Origin of the sequence: Neobacillus niacini, from assembly GCF_019749295.1 — a bacterium.
Taxonomy (GTDB): Bacteria; Bacillota; Bacilli; order Bacillales; family Cytobacillaceae; genus Neobacillus; species Neobacillus niacini_D.
Genome location: NZ_JACWFG010000011.1, coordinates 553170 through 568833 on the forward strand (window position 1 = coordinate 553170; position 15664 = coordinate 568833).

19 protein-coding genes and 1 riboswitch are annotated in these 15664 nt (G+C 37.6%); of the genes, 16 read left to right on the top strand and 3 right to left on the bottom strand.

Annotated features, from left to right (window positions below; all coding sequences use genetic code 11):
- Positions 1 to 177: 177 nt before the first annotated feature.
- Positions 178 to 873 carry a YwaF family protein gene (locus H0184_RS16555; protein WP_260631636.1) on the top strand — a complete coding sequence of 232 codons (696 nt, stop codon included), beginning with the start codon at positions 178 to 180 and terminating at the stop codon, positions 871 to 873.
- Positions 874 to 1019: 146 nt separating this feature from the next.
- On the opposite strand, the gene H0184_RS16560 is transcribed toward H0184_RS16555, so the two are convergent.
- The 3 genes from H0184_RS16560 to H0184_RS16570 all read right to left on the bottom strand — a co-directional run bounded on the left by H0184_RS16560 (position 1020) and on the right by H0184_RS16570 (position 3226).
- Entirely contained in the window at positions 1020 to 2111 is a 1092-nt protein-coding gene (locus tag H0184_RS16560; protein WP_221827097.1) for a DUF1648 domain-containing protein, read from the bottom strand.
- A 17-nt stretch (positions 2112 to 2128) separates the two neighbouring features.
- Complete coding sequence (locus tag H0184_RS16565) at positions 2129 to 2506, bottom strand: GntR family transcriptional regulator (protein WP_221827098.1); 378 nt, start codon at positions 2504 to 2506, stop codon at positions 2129 to 2131.
- Between the two features lie 201 nt (positions 2507 to 2707).
- The gene (locus H0184_RS16570; RefSeq protein WP_221827099.1) at positions 2708 to 3226 is read right to left on the bottom strand and encodes a GrpB family protein; all 519 of its coding nucleotides are present in this window, start codon (positions 3224 to 3226) and stop codon (positions 2708 to 2710) included.
- A gap of 184 nt (positions 3227 to 3410) precedes the next feature.
- On the opposite strand from H0184_RS16570, the gene H0184_RS16575 reads away from it, so the two are divergent.
- From H0184_RS16575 to H0184_RS16645, 15 genes are all read left to right on the top strand, one after another.
- Positions 3411 to 3887: a DUF2975 domain-containing protein gene (locus H0184_RS16575; protein WP_221827100.1), complete on the top strand. Its 477-nt coding sequence runs from the start codon at positions 3411 to 3413 to the stop codon at positions 3885 to 3887.
- Between the two features lie 10 nt (positions 3888 to 3897).
- Positions 3898 to 4116, top strand: a complete 219-nt coding sequence (locus tag H0184_RS16580; protein ID WP_221827101.1) for a helix-turn-helix domain-containing protein — start codon at positions 3898 to 3900, stop codon at positions 4114 to 4116.
- A gap of 40 nt (positions 4117 to 4156) precedes the next feature.
- Positions 4157 to 4954, top strand: coding sequence for a DUF817 domain-containing protein (locus H0184_RS16585; RefSeq protein ID WP_221827102.1), 798 nt, complete (start codon positions 4157 to 4159; stop codon positions 4952 to 4954).
- A 164-nt stretch (positions 4955 to 5118) separates the two neighbouring features.
- Positions 5119 to 5228: riboswitch (TPP riboswitch) on the top strand.
- 150 nt (positions 5229 to 5378) lie between these two features.
- The gene (locus tag H0184_RS16590) at positions 5379 to 5987 is read left to right on the top strand and encodes a thiamine phosphate synthase (protein WP_221827103.1); all 609 of its coding nucleotides are present in this window, start codon (positions 5379 to 5381) and stop codon (positions 5985 to 5987) included.
- Positions 5971 to 7089, top strand: a complete 1119-nt coding sequence (gene thiO / locus H0184_RS16595; protein WP_221827104.1) for a glycine oxidase ThiO — start codon at positions 5971 to 5973, stop codon at positions 7087 to 7089. Before H0184_RS16590 ends, thiO begins: the two co-directional genes overlap by 17 nt.
- A gap of 4 nt (positions 7090 to 7093) precedes the next feature.
- Positions 7094 to 7297, top strand: coding sequence for a sulfur carrier protein ThiS (gene thiS / locus H0184_RS16600; protein WP_221827105.1), 204 nt, complete (start codon positions 7094 to 7096; stop codon positions 7295 to 7297).
- A 3-nt stretch (positions 7298 to 7300) separates the two neighbouring features.
- Positions 7301 to 8068, top strand: coding sequence for a thiazole synthase (locus H0184_RS16605; protein WP_221827106.1), 768 nt, complete (start codon positions 7301 to 7303; stop codon positions 8066 to 8068).
- Positions 8065 to 9081, top strand: a complete 1017-nt coding sequence (locus H0184_RS16610) for a ThiF family adenylyltransferase (RefSeq protein ID WP_221827107.1) — start codon at positions 8065 to 8067, stop codon at positions 9079 to 9081. The genes H0184_RS16605 and H0184_RS16610 overlap by 4 nt, the downstream gene beginning before the upstream one ends.
- Before the next feature lie 300 nt (positions 9082 to 9381).
- Entirely contained in the window at positions 9382 to 9777 is a 396-nt protein-coding gene (gene spxA / locus H0184_RS16615; RefSeq protein WP_221827108.1) for a transcriptional regulator SpxA, read from the top strand.
- A gap of 121 nt (positions 9778 to 9898) precedes the next feature.
- A complete protein-coding gene (locus H0184_RS16620) occupies positions 9899 to 10312 on the top strand; it encodes an RrF2 family transcriptional regulator (protein WP_221827109.1) in 414 nt (137 codons plus the stop codon).
- Positions 10313 to 10415: 103 nt separating this feature from the next.
- Positions 10416 to 10757, top strand: coding sequence for an IDEAL domain-containing protein (locus H0184_RS16625; protein ID WP_221827110.1), 342 nt, complete (start codon positions 10416 to 10418; stop codon positions 10755 to 10757).
- Positions 10758 to 10962: 205 nt separating this feature from the next.
- Positions 10963 to 11625 carry a nitroreductase family protein gene (locus H0184_RS16630; RefSeq protein WP_221827111.1) on the top strand — a complete coding sequence of 221 codons (663 nt, stop codon included), beginning with the start codon at positions 10963 to 10965 and terminating at the stop codon, positions 11623 to 11625.
- A gap of 168 nt (positions 11626 to 11793) precedes the next feature.
- On the top strand, positions 11794 to 12936 hold the full coding sequence (locus H0184_RS16635) for a GntR family transcriptional regulator (protein ID WP_221827112.1): 1143 nt from the start codon (positions 11794 to 11796) through the stop codon (positions 12934 to 12936).
- A 324-nt stretch (positions 12937 to 13260) separates the two neighbouring features.
- Positions 13261 to 14562 carry an ABC transporter substrate-binding protein gene (locus tag H0184_RS16640; RefSeq protein WP_221827113.1) on the top strand — a complete coding sequence of 434 codons (1302 nt, stop codon included), beginning with the start codon at positions 13261 to 13263 and terminating at the stop codon, positions 14560 to 14562.
- A 174-nt stretch (positions 14563 to 14736) separates the two neighbouring features.
- A complete protein-coding gene (locus tag H0184_RS16645) occupies positions 14737 to 15651 on the top strand; it encodes a carbohydrate ABC transporter permease (RefSeq protein ID WP_221827204.1) in 915 nt (304 codons plus the stop codon).
- Positions 15652 to 15664 lie beyond the last annotated feature (13 nt).

A 15664-nucleotide genomic window follows, 5' to 3' on the forward strand; every position in this document is an offset into this window, starting at 1 on the left:
TATTAAAAAGTCCTATTTTTTTTGAGTTTCGAAAATAATTTGTTATACACATAGGTACATAAGTCTAATACAGCCTATAAATGTCATATATTCTTACTATCTTAGAGTTCTAAGGACTCTAAGGATATGAATACTTGCGAAAAAAGAGGTGTTGTCATCATGTTTTCTGTTACAGGAATGCAGACCTTTACCTTTTTTTCTATGACTCATGTTGTAACGTTAGTTCTCTTCTCCCTAGCATGTTTTATGTTCGTGTATTACAGAAAGAAACTTACGTCATACTCGCGGATTGTAAAATGGACTTTATTTATTACGTTAATACTTTGTGAGGTCTCTTTTCATTTGTGGTTAATCCTCACACATCAATGGGAAGTGGGGGATCTCCCATTACAACTCTGCTCACTGAGTACGTTTTTATCACTATTTTTATTTTTGAAAAAGAGCCAAAAAGTGTTTAATTTGTTATTTTTTATTGGTCTCCTGCCAGCCATATTAAGTATGGTCACACCTGACATCGTCTACCAATTTCCTCATTTTCGTTTCTTAAAATATTTCCTTCATCATTCAGCCATTCCGTTAGCCGTCCTGTATTTTATCCTGTTTGAAGGTTACAGGGTTCCTCGTAAAGCCATTATCACTAGCTATCTCACGTTGAACGTGATCGCCGTACCTGTGTTTTTCCTGAATGTATGGTTAGATACGAATTTCTTCTTTTTAGCCAGCCCATCGGAATCTGAGACATTATTGTCATTTTTCGGAAGTGGAATTATGTACTATATTAATCTTGAAATAGCTGCAATTATTGTATTTATTATTACCTATATCCCAATGGAGCTTTTACACAAAAGAGATAATAAGAAAGTGACAGAATAAAACCGTATAGTTTATACAAAAAAGCGCACAGCTTTTACAAAAAACCGTACAGTTTATACAATAAAGTGTACAGCTTCTACAAAAACCATACAGTATGAACAAAAAGAGAGTGTACCCTGATCAAAGGATACGCTCTCTTTGTTATTTTACAAAAATGAAAGTACTAAAACGACCACTAGCGGGACTATGACAATAAGATAACCAATTGGATTTCCAAAGTTAATGGTCCAGCCTACGCCGAAGCGTTTTTCTACAAAAATAGAAGGGTCATTTCGGTTGAAATAAAAGAGACCGCCTTTCCAGTGTAAATCATCGTCATAATCCGTGATTTCCTCATCTACTTCACCAACAGGGTGTTTATCAGAACGACCCACTTTTACAGCAAAAGCTATGGTTGCAGCCAAAATAATAACAAGGAAAATAATCGGCGTCGTCATCATGGCAGTTCCAGCAAATAAATCAGGGTGAATGGCTGTTAGTTGGAAGAAAGAAAACAAAATCGTAAGCAATAAACTAACTCCAAACATCAGCCAACTCGAGTATTTCCGTAATGTTAGCTGACGAATCCGCGATGCATTCGTACCCGTGGCACTTAATTTAATACCCGATTTATTCTTACCGATATTTATTCCTAAGTACATGATCTGCATAGCTAAAAGCGTAAGCGGCATTAGGATAGCTGACAACGGTGTTTTCTCGGTAAAGGCATCCGCTTCACCGTTTATGCCCCAGTGAGTGGGGATTTGTTCCGGCAAAAGGTCATATTGGAAAATAGTATATCCGATGACCCCAATCGTCATAATCATCGGGAGTAAAAATAAATACCAAGGAAGCATTTCATCTTGAGACCGTACAGACAAATCGGATACTTTTACTTGTTTTAAATTTTCCATCCAATTTTGGTTCTTTTTTAATTGAAGTGTCTTTCCATGGAAGTAGAAATAAAGTGAGAGGCTGAAAAGAATGATGCCAAACTGAATGAACGTCCCAATTAGTACAGTTTGTTCTTCGCCAGGATTACTTACTAGTGCCCAAAATACATAACCTGCTAAAACGATTATTGAAAGGAGGGAAACTAGTAAAGTATAGTTTTTTTTGTAGGATAAGAGCTTCTCATCTTGAATGTGTTTTTCTGGGACGGTGATCCCAAATACGATCGTCCGTTTTACTAAGAAGGGAATGGCCGTTTGGATACCAACGAGGATAATGGAGATAAATAAAAAGATGGCTAAAGTCATAAAAGTTCCTCCTAGAGTTAGATTTTCTTAAAGTCTTTGATAATTGAGGAGACAAGGTCCAGTATTTGTTCATGAGGCATTCCTGCCACAAGGGATTCTGCAACAAGTGGCTTATATTCTTCTTTTAGCCGGGCCAAAGAAGATTCATTAAAATCTTGGGGAGAAGAGATAATTGCACCTGATTTCGGAACAATCGTAATAATTCCTTTCTTCTCTAATTGGTGGTAGCTTTTATTAACCGTATGCATGTTCACGCCAAGGTCAGAGGCAAATGCCCTTACCGAAGGCAGCGAATCTCCTGGATGAATCCAACCTCTAGCAATCCCTTCGACAATCTGATTGGATAACTGCTCATAAATGGGAATGTCAGAGTCAGGTTCAATTCGAATAATCATTAATTTCCCCTCCAATCTGTTCTATATATATTATAACACATTCTGTTCTACTGTGAATAGAACAAATATCCAGAGGGACGGTTCTCTTATCCAGAGGGACGGTTCTCTTGGTACAAGTTACAAAAAAGAAGACCAGTAGAACCGTCCCCATGGAAACAAAAAGGAACCATTACCTCCCTGAAAACAGGAAGTAGTGGTTCCTTATTTCTTTAACGCCCATTCCTTAGCTTTATTTGCTAGTTCAGAAACAAACGGCTGCTTTCCCTCTTGATACTTGTAATGGTCAGTTGGAAATTGTTTTGCTAAACTAATTTTTAGTTCACCATACTTTTTTGCTTCGTTTGGATGCTCTATTAGGTAATGTTTAAAATCTAAGTGACTTTTAATTTGTTCACTTCCAGCTTGAAAGATATGTAGATGATGGGTTCGATTATCTTTGCCCTTTGGAAAATATCTTCTGCCAATGATCCCTTTTTCACCTCGAGGTTCATACCCCAATTTCACCATTTCATCATTGTATCGATCCATTTTTTCGATATCCTTCACAACAACCAAAATATCAATGATTGGCTTTGCGTACCCTATTGCTGGGATAGAGGTACTCCCGATATGAAAAATATCAATTAATTCATCTTTAAAAACCGTTTTTAATTTTTCCTCTTCTTGCTGGTATAATCTACCCCAGTCTTCGGTCCAGGCATGTACATTGGTTCTTCTCAAATGAACTACTCCTTTATTTTTTATTATTATTCTATATCCTCTTTGTTTAATTTATAAAGTCAATGTTTTATCGTGATTCGAGTCATTAACAATAACAACATGAACTAAAACAATAATTCCTTATTGCAAAACGATAAATAACGTGGTAAATTGAGATGGAAAATAAATAGGTGAGGTGCTTTTTATGAAACGAGGAACAACACTCTTTTTAAAGATGGCTGTAATTCTGATTGGAATTCCAGTTCTAGCTTTGGGTATTTTTGGTGTGACATGGTTAACTAAGAATCCAGCAAACCCAGAATATGCCCACATACTATATCCTATTGTAATAGGGATGTATGTATCAGTAATACCGTTTTTCGGAGCATTGGTCCAGGCTTTTAAATTATTAGGCTATATTGATAGAAATCAAGCTTTCTCTGAATTGTCTGTGAAAGCTCTAAAGAATATTAAATTCTGTGCCATCACAATCTCTGTTGTGTATGCAATCGTTTTGCCATTTGTTTTTATGGTTGCAGAGCTGGATGATGCACCGGGTCTGGTCATAGTCGGAATGGTACCTATCTTTGCTTCCATGGTGATTGCCGTATTTGCTGCGGTTCTTCAAAGGCTTTTACAAGAAGCGATTGATATAAAATCTGAAAATGACTTAACGGTCTGAGGTGATAATGATGGCGATTATAATCAATATTGATGTGATGTTGGCAAAAAGGAAAATGAGTGTAACGGAACTTTCGGAGAGAGTGGGAATTACGATGGCTAATCTTTCAATCTTGAAAAATGGAAAGGCAAAAGCGATACGATTATCTACATTAGAGGCGATTTGTAAAGCCTTGGACTGTCAACCGGGAGACATTCTAGAATACCGAAGTGATGAGGATACCGAATAGCAAGATGTAATTGTTTAAAAAATCTGTGGAGGCACAGCGCATGAGAGCACTAAAACAACTGGTTAGTTTTGGTTGGGAACAGGCACTATCATGTTTGTTTCCTGTCGTTATTTTTGCCTCTTTGGCTATTACACAAATCGTGCCGCTTCCTTTTCTTCCACGGTATGATTGGCTGCTAATCATCTGCCTTTTGATGCAGTGGTGGATGGTGCGTTCGGGACTTGAAACACGTGATGAACTGAAGGTAATCACCTTGTTCCACCTTATTGGACTGGCGCTTGAACTTTTCAAGACACACATGGGTTCTTGGTCTTATCCAGAAGAAGGATATTTCAAAATCTATGGAGTACCTTTGTATAGTGGATTCATGTATGCAAGTGTCGCTAGTTTTCTTTGTCAGGCATGGAGGAGATTAAGAGTTGAGCTGGTTAAGTGGCCGCCATTTTTAATGGTTGTGCCACTAGCGGCAGCAATTTATTTGAATTTTTTCACTCACCATTTTTGGGTCGACATTCGTTGGTGGTTATCTGGACTTGTGTTGGTCGTTTTCTCGCAATCTTGGGTAACATACGAGGTGAATGGAACGCGTTATCGTATGCCGCTTGCACTATCTTTTGTGTTGATTGGATTCTTTATATGGATAGCCGAAAATATCGCAACGTTCTTTGGAGCATGGGAATATCCAAATCAAACTGAGGCCTGGAGCCTCGTTCATCTAGGAAAGGTAAGTTCCTGGCTCTTATTAGTGATTGTTAGCTTCCTAATAGTAGCAACATTAAAACAGGTTAAGGGGAAAAATTCGACTAGACTAGATACAAAGGAATTTATACAAAAATGATAGAGTCGTTATATACAAGTGTGTATGCACTACTTGTATATTATGGCTCTTTTCTATGCAAATGACATACCTGGATGGCTATACACTGAATATTACACTTGAAACTTTCCAATTATTGTATTAGAATTACAATCGTAATCAGAATAATCAAATAAACCAAATAATTAAATTGCTAGGGGATCCCTTGATAAGGGCTGAGAATAAAGTAGTTACTTTTAAACCCTCAAAACCTGAACAGGTTAGTACCTGCGTAGGAAAGTAGTGAATGTTTGTACTTGTTTGCATGTAAACAAATTTCAAACCAAACCACTTTTCTATTTAGGAAAGTGGTTTTTTTATTGGCAAAATGCTGATAGGATTGATCCTAAATGTTTTTTTGAGGAGGTGTCTGACGATTTTTAATTGTATTTAAGGAGAGATAAACGTGAAGCTAATAGCAGTAACAGATGATAGGCAATCAGTACGTGATCTGGCATCTAAGATTATTGCGATAAAAGATATGGTCGATATTGTCCAAATACGTGAAAAAACAAAAACAGCTCAAGAAATTATTACCTTGCTCCAATATTTAGAGGAGGGTGGTGTTGAAAAAGATAAAATTATCCTAAATGACACTTTGGATATTGCTTTGTTAATGGGTATCCAAAGTGCTCATTTACCAGAAAAAGGTCTTCCAGTAAAAATGGTTAAACAAAATTATCCACATATAAGGGTTGGACGCTCTGTTCATTCTTATGAGGGAGCAAAGAAAGCGGAAAGAGATGGCGCGGATTATGTTTTATATGGTCATTGCTTTGAGACGGATAGTAAAAAAGGAAAGACTCCCAATGGCATTCAGCCTATTCTCAAAATGAAACAGGAGCTTAGGATCCCTGTTTATGCTATTGGTGGTATTACATTGAATAAAATAGATACTTTACAACAGGTAAAAGCAGATGGTATAGCGGTGATGTCAGGAATTTTTTCTGCAGAAAATCCATTCTCTTCAACAAAACAGTATTATGAGGCGATAAATCATGAAACAAAAATTTGAAGTAGCCATCATTGGAGGCGGAATCATTGGCTGCTCAATTGCCTATTATTTAGCAAAGGAAAAGATGAATGTGGCATTGTTTGAGGGCAATCAAATAGGGTCGAAGTCGACTAGTGCTGCAGCTGGAATGCTTGGAGCTCACTCTGAATGTGACGAGGATTTTGATGTATTTTTCCCTTTTGCAAGAAGCAGTCAGTATGCCTATTCCCAACTTAAAGAAGAATTACATCATTTGAGCGGTCTCGATATAGGGTACAGAAAAGGCGGGATTTTAAAGCTTGCTTATAATGAAAAGGATATAAATGAGCTTCGTTCCACCTTATCTCAACACACTGTAAAATGGCTCGATAAAGAGGCTGTATGGGAGATGGAACCTGATGTGTCTTCCGAAGTAGCAGGGGCAGCCTACATTGAAGAAGATGTCAATGTTGTGCCAACCGCTGTTTGTGAGGCATTTGCCAAAAGTGCCCAAATACTTGGAGCTTCTCTTTTCGAATTTTACCCTGTACTCGATATTCAAAAGCAAGATAATAGCTACTTGATTCAAACAGCAACAAGTCAAGTTGAAGCTAAGCATGTTGTGGTGGCAAGCGGGGTTTGGAGTACAACATTTTTTAAACAGCTTGGGTTAGACCATCAATTGACTCCTGTAAAAGGGGAATGCCTTTCTGTAATAGATGAAAAAGCGACTCTGAAAAAAACCATCTTTCATGATCACTGTTATATTGTCCCTAGAAATAACGGAAGGCTTGTGATTGGAGCTACCATGATTGAGAATGACTGGAATGAAAGAGTTAGTCTCAGTGGAATTGACAGTATCATTGCGAAGGCAAAAACGATGCTTCCGACTGTTGCAGATATGAAAATGGACTCATTTTGGGCTGGATTACGTCCTCAAACATTTGATCAAAAGCCATTCATTGGGCATCATCCTGAAGAAGAAGGGATTTTATTTGCTACAGGCCATTATCGAAATGGGATCCTGCTTGCTCCTGCAACGGGGCAGATGATTACTGATTTGATACTTAAAAGACAAATAAAAAGCGAATGGGTGGAGGCCTTTAAAATCGACCGCCATCAGCCATTGCTGGTAAGTAGGTGAATAAATGTCCATTACATTAAATGGAAAGAGTGTTGACCTTCGAGAGGGAGTCAATACGGTGGAACAATTACTTTCCCACTATCATTTAGAAAATCGTATTGTCATAGTTGAAATCAACAAGGAAATTGTCATGAAAGAAAACTATAAAACAATGAGTCTTTCGCATGGGGATGTCGTTGAAATTATTCATTTTGTAGGAGGAGGATGAAACATGTTAAAAATTGCCAATCGTACGTTTCAATCAAGATTGTTATTAGGAACGGGTAAATATCCATCATTTGAAATTCAAAAAAAGGCGGTAGAAGTATCCGAAGCAGAAATTTTAACCTTTGCTGTTAGAAGAATGAATATATTTGCTGAGGAGCAGCCGAATTTTCTTGAACAACTAGATTTGTCAAAATATACACTTCTTCCTAATACGGCAGGTGCTAAAACAGCTGAAGAGGCGGTGCGGATTGCAAAACTGGCAAAAGCCTCTGGATTATGTGACATGATTAAAGTAGAAGTGATTGGAGATGATCGAACACTTTTACCAGATCCTATTGAAACATTAAAAGCCTCTGAAATGTTATTGGAAGAAGGATTTATTGTTTTGCCTTATACATCCGATGATGTTGTGTTAGCAAGACGTCTTGAAGAACTTGGGGTACACGCTGTCATGCCAGCTGCATCACCGATTGGCTCTGGTAAGGGAATTATCAATCCACTTTACCTAAAGTTTATTATTGAACAGTCTTCGATTCCGGTGATCATTGATGCGGGTATTGGTTCTCCTAAAGATGCAGCCTTTGCGATGGAGCTTGGTGCGGACGGAGTGTTACTAAATACAGCCGTTTCAGGTGCGAAAGATCCTGTTAAAATGGCTCAGGCAATGAAGCTGTCAGTAACAGCAGGGCGTTTAGGATTTGAAGCTGGAAGAATAGAAGAAAAGGAGTATGCGATAGCGAGCAGTCCAACAACTGGGATGGTGACATCTTGAGTAATCGGTATTCCAGACAGGAGTTATTTTTAGGAAGTAAGGCACAAGCTAATATAAATGAGGCGAGTGTAATCATCATTGGTGCTGGAGCACTTGGATCTGCAAGTGCTGAAATGTTAGTAAGAGCTGGGATCGGGGTCCTGACGGTAGTCGATCGAGATTATGTCGATCTGACCAATTTACAAAGGCAGCAATTATATACAGAAGAAGACGTAAGTAATCAATTACCAAAGGCCATTGCTGCCAAAACAAGACTCGAACAAATAAACAGCGAAATTACGATTAATTGTTTCATAGAAGATGTTAACGGACTGAATATTGAAGAATTGATAAAAGGTCATTCAGTGATTGTGGACGCAACTGATAATTTTGAAACTAGTTTAATTGTAAATGATGCAGCTGTGAAACATGGAATTCCATTTCTATTTGGAGCATGTGTGGGAAGTTATGGACTTACATATCCGATTATTCCGGGAGAAACACCTTGTTTACATTGTTTACTAAATTATTTGCCAATGGATGGGATGACTTGTGATACTGTAGGCGTGATAAGTCCGATTGTTCAAATTACGGCGGCATTACAAATTACACAAGTTTTACAGATTCTTTCAGGTGAAACACTTTTTCCGATACTTCAATCCATGGATATTTGGAAAAATGAAAAAGCGGAGATTAATGTGACTCAGTTAAAAAACAAACTTTGTCCAACTTGTGGAGAACATCCATCCCATCCTTTTTTATCGTTTGAAAACCAGATGAAAACAGATGTCTTATGTGGAAGAGATGCTGTCCAGCTTCGTCCAGGGCTAGGACGAAGAACATATTCCCTCCCTCACTTGTTGGAGAGATTGGAGAGTCACGTTAAGAATCCTGTATTAAACCAATATTTGCTTTCATGTAAATTTGAGGATTATCGAGTTGTATTCTTTAAGGATGGCCGTGCAATTATTCACGGTACGAATGAAGCGAAAAATGCGCGAGCTGTCTATAACCGATTTATTCAATTTTATTAGGATTTGGTTAAACGCTGCATAAGAAATAGGAAATAATAAGATAATGGAAGAGTGGTCTAGCCTCAAAGAAAGAGGTTAGACCCGTAATTAATCGTTATTCATAAAAATAATTCATTTACCCATATAATTACATTTGACAAATTCAACTGTAAAAATTAATATTACAGTATAGCCATTGAGTTTAGCTCTCTAAATTAGTTTGTAATTTACATGTTCTTATGGCCTTATAACTGTAATATTTTTCGTTACATTTAGGATATTAAGCAATGGTTGAATGATAAAAAGGGAGTGTGTAAAGGTATGGTAACAGTATTTACAACACCAAGCTGTGGTTCTTGTCGAAAAGCAAAGGCGTGGCTGGAGGATCGTCAGATTGATTATATTGAAAGAAATATAATTGCTAGTCCACTTACCATTGATGAAATTAAATCGATTCTTCGCCTGACAGAAGAAGGGACGGACGAGATTATCTCAACAACCTCAAAAGCTTTCCAGGAAATGAATGTCGATATTGAATCTCTGCCACTCAATGCCTTATATAAATTATTAATCGACAACCCGAAAATGTTGCGACGCCCAATCATCCTAGATGAAAAGAGATTACAAGTTGGATATAACGAGGACGAAATTAGCAGGTTTTTACCACGCAGGCTTCGTACATTTGTACACATTGAATCGCAAAAAGCCGCTAACTAATAGGGATGTAAATGAAAGTTATGTGCAGCCAATCTGTAACGTTTATCAATACAGTATAGTAAATGATATAATAGGTAATAGTAGCTATAATAAAATATGATGAATGTTTAGGAGGAAGGTCATGAACAGTGATTTTACACTTGCCATTCACAGTTTAACACTGCTTGCATTACAGCCAGATCGGATGTCAACAAGTGAGTATATCGCAGAAAGTGCCGGAGTCCACCCAGTACGTATTCGAAAAGTATTAAGTTTATTAAAAAAACATGGTTTTATTAAATCAAAAGAAGGAACAGGCGGCGGATTTATATTTGCTCTAGATCTTAGTGAGGTTAATCTCTGGGATATATATAAGATTACTTCTGAAGGTACACTTCAGCCTAAATGCCCTGAATCAAATGAACGGTGCATTGTAGGGGCAAATATGCAGAGTGTCTTGTTTACCATTTTTTTAGGTGCGGAAGACCATCTGGGTGAATATTTAAAAGACTACACCATTAGAGAAATTGTTGATCTAATCAATCAAAAAGAATAAAGACTTGGCAACAAGTTTCTTTCTAATTTAACTGTAATAATTTAAATTACAGTAAATGTTGAATATTTAGTAGTACAATACTTTTCCGAGCAGGTGAAAAATTATGTTGAATAATAATCATTTTCCAATGTTAGAACTAGGTGATTGGGTTAAGGGTAATTTGCTGAGCGGGGAATTAATTATAGGTTATATTGACTCACTGAGCATTTTAGAAGGAGTGGCTAAGGTCACGATTGTCACAAGTGACAACAAAGACATATGCGGCAAAACAGTAGCATTATTAACCAGCCAGCTAAAATGCCTGCCAGCTGCGAATGTATCTAATAAGGAACAAATCCTTTTCCTAATTGACTTGGCGTTATCAACCGGAGATGAAGAATGGTTTAATGAGCTGTCAGCGAAATTGAATTCAATGACTCAACTTATAAAGGAAGTTAATGCATAAGAGCATCATTTAAGAAAACAGAAAACCAAATAAGCGGCGAATGCATTACTTTTGACAATTAGCATTAAAGTGGGTAAGGTGACTTTGTAAGATACGATATATCTTATCCACATATAGGGTTAATCACATTACTAATATAAGAATCTTATAAAAATGTTCACAATAGAGTTGAACGAACTATCATGTATTACTTGGAGGAATTAGAATGTCAAACACTCAAACCTTAGAAAAAATCGAACAGCAAAAGTTTATAGATGTTATTCGTGAACGTCGATCTGTGCGTGCTTACGATCCGACAGTGCAGATTTCACGTGAAGAAATGACTGAAATACTGGAGCTAGCAACATTAGCTCCTTCGTCATCAAACCTGCAGCCATGGCGTTTTCTAGTCATCGATAAACCTGAGTTAAAGGAAAAGCTTTTACCCATCTCGTTTAACCAACAACAAGTAGTCGAAGCTTCTGCTGTTATTGCAGTACTTGGCGATGTGGAAAGCTACAAGAATGCTGAAAAAATTTATGGTCAGGCAGCGGAAGCAGGCTTTATGCCAGCTGACACGGCTAAATCTTTCATCGAACGAACAGTTGGCATGTACTCAAGCTTACCGCCTGAAACAGCTCGCCAGATCGTATATACCGATGGCGGCCTAATCTCCATGCTGCTTATGCTTGTGGCCCGATCCAAAGGTTACGACACGGTTCCGATGGGCGGGTACGATAAAGCGAAATTCATGGAAGCATTCGGAATTTCCCAACAGTTTGTGCCAGTTATGCTCATTGCTATCGGAAAAGCAGCAAAACCAGGACATCCTACTACACGACTTCCAATAGAGGATGTAGCATTCTTTAACGAGCTGCCTTCTAAATAAGTGACATAATGCGTATTTTATCTCACGTTCTTTCCTTAGGACGGGTTTATTTTTGTTTGCGGTACACATACTAACTAGTAATAAATGACTATTTTAGTTGTTTTAACAGCTTTTAGATGATATATTTATATATAATAAATATATCAACTTTAAAAGGTGAATAAGAGAATGAGTACTCCCTTATACGAAAAAATATATGAATATATTATCAATCAGATAAAACAAGGACATTTAATGGAGGGAGATAGAGTTCCTTCAGAAAAGGAGCTGGCAGAAGAATTTGATGTAAGCAGAATTACATCAAAAAAAGCGTTGGATTTGCTAGCTCAAAATAACATCATTGAGCGGATAAGAGGGAAAGGATCATTTGTGGCCAATCTGCAGCAAGAAAATAACGATTGCTCTACAAATGACATCCCAAGTCCCATTCTACCAAATAGTAAATTAATCGCTTTAATCATACCTGATTTTGATAATGCCTTTGGCTTAAACCTAGTGAAAACCATAGAAAAAGTCTGTCTGCTAAACAACTGCAACTTGATTATCCGTCGTACAGGAGGGAAAACAAAAGAAGAGGAAAATGCGATAATTGATCTTGTAAATAGTGGAGTGGATGGTCTCATCATTTTTCCTGTCCACGGTGAACATTACAATACAGAAATATTAAAACTAGTATTAAAGGATTTTCCAATCGTGTTGGTGGATCGTTACTTGAAGGGAATTCCCGCAAGTTCTGTTTGTACAAATAATCAATCAGCCTCTGAAACCTTAACGAATTATTTATTCACTTTAGGTCATAAGGAAATCGCTTTCATGTCCCCGACTCCAAACGGTAATTCGACGATTGAAGAGAGACTCCAAGGGTTTCACATCGCTTATTCAAAGCAAGGATTGAAATTGAATCCTGATTTATTAGTAATTGATTTGATCAGTTCCTTACCGCAAAATAATGAAGATCAGTCAGGTATAACCTTGCAAGCCGATTCGCAATCCATCAAACGTTTTATTGAAAACCATCCGGAAGTCACGGCCTTTGTTGTAGGTGAATATAATTTGGCTCTTACTCTTAATAATGTATTAAACAAGTTGGGAAAAAAAGTTCCCGAAGATTATTCCATTGTTTGTTTTGACTGTCCAGAAGACCGTTATGAACAGCCTCTCTTTACTCATATCCATCAACATGAGGAAGAAATGGGAAAGAAGGCCGTTCATTTATTAATGAAACAGTTAAATGGAGAAAAAATTCCCAAGCATACTGTTATTGATTTTACACTTTTTAAAGGAAAATCAACGGCTCCGAATCTTCCATAATAAATTAATCCAAAAAACAATCCATTGAGTAAGGATTGTTTTTTTTTTATTTATTCCCATTCTTTTTGGGAAAAAAGAAAGGAATAGATGATATGGAATACCTAAAGAGAACATAAAGAACGAATATTCAAAAAATATGTTGACATAAATATATGCACTTGGTAATCTATCAATATACCATTAATAATAACAAGCATGAGTTGTTATATCATCTTAAGTTATATTTTTTTATCAACCTTTGAAAGCGCTTTTATTAATGGTGCATCTAAGAAAGTACATAGGAAGTGATTAAAAAATAATAGTAAAAAAGGCAGGGGGATGAAGATGAAACAAAAGAAAAAAAGAATCGGGGCTTTAGCATTAATATTCGTTCTGACATTATCAATGATTCTTTCTGGATGTTCCTCGAAATCTAGTTCTTCAGAAAAAGGAAACAAAAATCAAACAACGGTGACATTTTGGCATCCGATGACAGATGTTACGGGTGAAGCGGTTGACGCAGTTATTAAGGAATTTGAAAAACAAAATCCAGATATCAAAATCAATGCAGTCTATACAGCAAATCAAGGTGAAGGCCAAAATGAAAAATTAATGACTGCTATCTCTGGAGGAAATCCACCTGATGTTGCATACTTCGATCGTTTCGAAATCGGATCATGGGCAGCACAAGGCTCCTTGGAGGATTTGACTCAATTAGCTGCATCAAGCGGTGTTACAAAGGATACCTACTATCCATTTGCATGGGATGAGGCTAATTACCAAGGAAAACTATATGGAATCCCTACCACTACAGATTCTAGGCTCGTGTATTTTAATATCAATCATTTTAAAGAGGCGGGCTTAGACCCTGAAAACCCACCGAAAACAATTGCAGAATTAGAAGCTGCGGCAGAGAAATTAACCAAGAAAAAAGGAAAGCGCTTTGAACGTATTGGTTTTATTCCTTGGTTTGGACAAGGCTGGTTTTATGGCTGGGGCTGGTCGTTCGGAGGAGAATTCTTTAATACTGAAACAAATAAAGCAACTGCCACTGATCCAAAGGTTGTAGAGGCTCTTCAATGGATTACAGACTATGCAAAAAAATACAATGTCGAGGATATTGCAGGTTTTACTGATTCACAAGGACAGGGTGCTATGGACCCATTCTTAACGGGCCAGCTAAGCATGAAGGTAAGCGGACCATGGGAGGTTTCCGCCATTAAGAAATTCAAACCTGATTTGAAATATGGGGTATTCCCTATGCCGACTCCAACAGGAGAAAATCATACAACATGGTCTGGCGGATGGTCTGTTGTGATTCCTAAGGGCGCGAAGAATAAAGACGCTGCATGGGAATTTATGAAGTTCTTTGGCGGGGAGGAAGGTCAAAAGATTTTTAGTGGAATCGCTAGAGACTTCTCTGTTATCGATTCCGTCAACGGAGAACTAGGATATAAAGAAGACCCAATTTTAAAAGAGTTTGTCAATATCCTGCCTGTTTCTCACCATAGACCTGTTATGACCCAAGGATCCTTATACTGGAATGAATTGGCGAGCGCGGTGGAAAATGCAACACGTGGAAATGGAACTCCAGAAGAGTTACTGGAAAAAGTGAATGAAAAAGTAAATAAAGAACTAAGTAAATGAAAAATCTAAGTGCCTAATCAGCATCGTATCGCGGCTAGATGCAGGTGCAGGAAATGAATAAACAAGGGAGGAGTTTTTCTCCTCCTGAAATATGAATAGCGGAGAGGAGCGGTTATTAAAGTGAAAGGTAACATACAATTGGCTGAAAATAAGAACTCTCCTAAAACAGAGTCTATTAATCAAATAAACATCACTGCTAAGAAAAGGCTTCCTAATGGGGGGCAATACAAAACCGGAATTTTATTTGCCTCACCTTGGATTATCGGTTTACTTGTTTTTTATGCGATTCCCTTGTTTTCATCCATTTATTTTAGCTTTACTACATACAGCATTCTACAGCCAGGTGAATTCATCGGGTTGCAGAATTATAAAGATTTATTGAAAGATCAATTATTTTGGAAATCCGTTTATAATACCGTTTACTTTGCGGTGTTTTATGTGCCATTAGGAATCATTTTTGGTGTGGCACTGGCCATGATGTTGAACATGAAGGTTAAAGGGATGGCCGTATACCGAACCATTTTCTTCCTACCGACTCTTGTCCCGCATGTAGCGTTGGCGGTTTTATGGATGTGGCTGTTAAATCCAGGGTTTGGGTTAGTAAATGGAATTTTAAGTACGATTGGTATTGAAGGGCCATCCTGGCTTGGAAGTGAGACATGGTCAAAGCCTTCACTAATCCTGATGTCCTTGTGGGGAATAGGGCAGGCTGTGGTCATCTATTTAGCGGGACTGGGAGATATTCCGGAGGATTATTATGATGCAGCAAATGTTGATGGAGCAAACTGGTTTCAAAAAACGTTTCATATTACTTTGCCTTTATTAACACCGGTTATCTTTTTTAATTTGGTCATGGGTATTATTGGGGCATTCCAGCAATTCACATTACCTTACACATTGACACAAGGAAAAGGGACACCCGCGAATTCGTTAACATTTTATGTGATGTATTTATATGATAACGGCTTTAAATTTTTCAAAATGGGCTATGCGTCTGCTATGGCATGGGTTTTATTTGTAATTGTTATGGCACTAACGGCCTTTGTATTTCTAACATCCAAGCGCTGGGTTCACTACCAGGGCAAATAAGGGAGGAGAAAAA